This window comes from Candidatus Desulfofervidus auxilii, assembly GCA_030262725.1.
GTDB lineage: Bacteria > Desulfobacterota > Desulfofervidia > Desulfofervidales > Desulfofervidaceae > JAJSZS01.
In genome coordinates, this window is sequence record JAJSZS010000066.1 from 1 (window position 1) to 3443 (window position 3443).

Annotated in this window: 4 protein-coding genes; all 4 read left to right on the plus strand. The window is 28.1% G+C overall.

All coding sequences use genetic code 11. The annotated features are described in order from the left end of the window. The first annotated feature begins 279 nt into the window (after positions 1-279). The 4 genes from LWW95_11930 to LWW95_11945 are packed head-to-tail and all read left to right on the plus strand — an operon-like array spanning position 280 to position 3271. A complete protein-coding gene (locus LWW95_11930; GenBank protein MDL1957736.1) occupies positions 280-1590 on the plus strand; it encodes a hypothetical protein in 1311 nt (436 codons plus the stop codon). After that, entirely contained in the window at positions 1562-2197 is a 636-nt protein-coding gene (locus LWW95_11935; protein ID MDL1957737.1) for a MotA/TolQ/ExbB proton channel family protein, read from the plus strand. The genes LWW95_11930 and LWW95_11935 overlap by 29 nt, the downstream gene beginning before the upstream one ends. Then, positions 2194-2607 (plus strand): biopolymer transporter ExbD, encoded by a 414-nt coding sequence (locus LWW95_11940; GenBank protein MDL1957738.1) that lies wholly within the window; start codon positions 2194-2196, stop codon positions 2605-2607. Before LWW95_11935 ends, LWW95_11940 begins: the two co-directional genes overlap by 4 nt. Then, positions 2597-3271, plus strand: coding sequence for an energy transducer TonB (locus LWW95_11945; protein ID MDL1957739.1), 675 nt, complete (start codon positions 2597-2599; stop codon positions 3269-3271). The genes LWW95_11940 and LWW95_11945 overlap by 11 nt, the downstream gene beginning before the upstream one ends. Positions 3272-3443: the final 172 nt, after the last annotated feature.

Genomic DNA, 3443 nt, shown 5'->3' on the forward strand with positions numbered 1-3443 from the left:
AGTCCTCTACCTGCATTTATGCCTACTACTGTTACTTCCTTATTTTTACCTACCATACTGAGTGGAATTAAGCGATTCATTTTTTCCATTGTTAAATACCAAAACTTTAATTTAAAAATTAATTTTGTCAAACCCCTTGACAAAAAAATTTTTTTTGCTATTTATTGAAATTGAAATTAAAATGCAATATAATTTAGAGAAAAAATTTAACGAAAATGCCAAATTAATTGAATTTTTTTAATAAAATTTTTTTAAAAATATATTGAAATTGAAATTAAAATGCGGTTTCAGTTTTTAAATAATAATGGTGTGCATTTAAATATTATATGGATTGTTATTTTATGTATTGTATTAGAGGTTTTAAATAGTTTTTCAAAAACCCTTGAAAAAGATATCAATAAAGATGGAAATGTAGATATATGGGCTTACTATGATAAAAATGGCAATTTAGTAAAGATAGAGATTGATTCAAATTTTGATGGAAAGAGAGATGAATGGAGATATTTTAAAAAAGGAGATTTAGTAAGAATAGAAAGTGATACTAATCATAATGGAAAAATTGATACTTGGAGTTTCTTTGAAAATGGAAAATTAAAGAGGCAAGAACAGGATAAAAATGAGGATGGGATAAGAGAAATAGTTATATTTTTAGATAATGAAGGGAAAAAAGAAAAAGTAGAATTAGATACTAATGGTGATGGGAAGCTGGATACATTTAATTTTTACAAAAAAGGAAGAATTGTAAGGCAAGAGCAGGATAGGAATGGTGATAAAAAAGCGGATATATGGTTTTATTTTGAAAAAGGAAAACTAAAAGAAGCTCAATTTGATACAAATTTTGATGGGAAGGTAGATCTCATAAAATTTTATAAAAAAGGAAAACTTATAAAAGCAGAATGGGATAGTGATTTTGATGGAAAAATAGATACTTGGAATTATATCCAGGAAGCAAGGCAAGAACAGGATAGAAACAATGACGGAAAAATAGATGCCTGGCTTTATTTAAACAGCTTAGGCAAGATAGTAAAAGAAAAAATAGATACAAATTTTGATGGAAAAGTGGATTTAATAAAACATTACCAAAAGGGGGTTTTAACTTTAAAAGAAATAGACTCAGATTATGATGGTCAATTTGATGTAAGAAATGAATATAAAAAAGGAAACTTATATAGACAGCTTCGTGACAGAAATAAAGATGGTAAATGGGATTTATGGATATATTTTTCTAAAACAGGAGAAATGAAAGAATCACAAATTGATAAGGATTATGATGGTAGGATCGATAATTGGTATTTTTATAAAAATGGAAAGTTAATAAGGCATGAAAAAGATTCAAATAAAGATGGAAAGATTGACCTTTGCTGGCATTATGGGAAAGATGGAAATCCTATTAAGGCTTATAAAGATAAGGATGGAGATGGAAAATGGGATATTTTCTTTTTTTATGAAAAAGGAAGACTTATAAGGATAGAGAAAGACAGTAATAAAGACGGGAAAATAGATATTTGGGAATACTATAGCAAAGAAGGAAATTTAATTAAGAAAGAAAAAGATTTGAATTATGATGGAAAGCCAGATATTTCACTTTAATTTACCTATAATATCGTTTTTAGCAAAAGGCGGGATTTTAGTAATTCCTATTCTCTTTTGTTCTGTAATTGCTCTTACTATAGTGCTTGAAAGACTTTATAGATTTAGAAAGTTAAGAATTAAAAATCCAGATCTAATAGCCAAAGTTAAAAAGGCATTAAATGAAAAAGGGGTAGATGAGGCATTATTCATATTAGAAAATAGCAAAAATCCTTTAGGTAGAGTCCTAAAAGAGGGTATTAAAAGATATCAAGCTGGTAGAGAAGAAATAGAAAGAGCTATGGCTTTTGCAGCAGAAAGAGAAATAAGGGAGTTAGAAAAGTATTTACCTGCCTTATCTACTATTGGAGATATAGCTCCACTTTTAGGTCTCTTAGGGACAGTAACAGGGATGATAAAGGCATTTATGGTAATTGAGAGATTAGGAGGGAAAGTAAATGCCAGTGTACTTGCAGGTGGTATATGGGAGGCTATGCTTACTACTGCCTTGGGACTTTCTGTAGCCATCCCTACTATAGTAGCTCATAATTATTTAGTAAGTAAGTTAAGAAATTTTACAGCAGAGTTACAAGAAAAACTTAATGAATTTTTAGAAGATATTAAATGATAAGGCTTAAAAATAATGTAAATAATGGTACAAAAATCTCTCTTACACCTTTAATAGATATGGTATTTTTGCTAATTATATTCTTTCTTTTAACTACAAGATTTATTACTGAAGAGGGTATTTCAGTAAAGCTTCCTCAAGCACGTTCTACAACACCACAGACTCAAAGAGAAATTACAGTTTATGTAACTAAGGAAGGAAGAATATTTATTGGAAACAGAGAACTCACTTTACCTCAACTTTACCATGAACTTAGGATTCTTATAGGCTCTGATAAGAATAAATTGGTAGTGATAAAAGCAGATAGAGAAGTGATTTTAAATAAAGTAGTAAAAGTAATGGATATTGCAAAAACTGCTGGTGCAGCAAAGCTTTGTATTGCAGCAAGAAGAGAGGAATATGACGAATAAAAATAAAGCTATAAGAATATTTTTTATTATCTCCTTAGCAATTCATATATATATATTATTTTACTTTAATAATATATTCTCTGTAAAAACACCTGAGAAAAGGATAGAGATAGAACTAAAAGAAATAAAGGAAGAAAAATCTCCTCAAATTTTATTTACGCCAAAGAGGGTTAAACAAGTAATTCCTAATTTAAATCCAATAAAAGGCATAGAACATCAAATAAAACTTAGGCAATATCCAAAGACTGTTGCAGAACCTATTAAAGAAATAGAATATGAACCTATTTCAATAACAGATGCATTTAGTTTCTTTCCAAAACATTACAAATTTAATAATATCAATAAAAATTCTGCCAAAGAAAAAACTTCTCCAATTTCTTATTATTTGCAACTTGTTAAACAAAAAATTGAAAAAAATAAAAGATATCCATTACTTGCAAGAAATAAAGGAATTGAAGGTGAAGTATTGTTAAAATTTGAAATTTTAAAAAATGGAAAAGTAAAAAGTATAAAAATAGTTAAATCCAGTCATTATCAGATTTTAGATAAGGCAGCTATAGAAAGTATTAAAAAAGCTAATCCATTTCCGCCTTTTCCAAAAGAATTAAAAGAAAATTCGCTGATTATAAATATATCTTTACGTTTTGAATTGAAAGATATGTAAATAAAAAATAAGGGGGGTATATGAAAAAATTAATTATTAATACTTTTGTATTAACTTTCTTTTTCATACCTATTGTTTGGGCACAAGAATCTGGGAAAAAACCAAAGGAAGTAGAGATAGGAAAAGTGGTAATAACTGCCACAAGAACAGAAAGACCAGTAAAGGATGTGCC

Excerpts from the sequence above, each read along its gene's own strand:
- LWW95_11940 (MDL1957738.1), top strand. The coding sequence starts at position 2,194 with ATGATAAGGCTTAAAAATAATGTAAATAATGGTACAAAAATCTCTCTT.
- LWW95_11945 (MDL1957739.1), top strand. The coding sequence starts at position 2,597 with ATGACGAATAAAAATAAAGCTATAAGAATATTTTTTATTATCTCCTTA.
- LWW95_11930 (MDL1957736.1), top strand. The coding sequence starts at position 280 with ATGCGGTTTCAGTTTTTAAATAATAATGGTGTGCATTTAAATATTATA.
- LWW95_11935 (MDL1957737.1), top strand. The coding sequence starts at position 1,562 with ATGATGGAAAGCCAGATATTTCACTTTAATTTACCTATAATATCGTTT.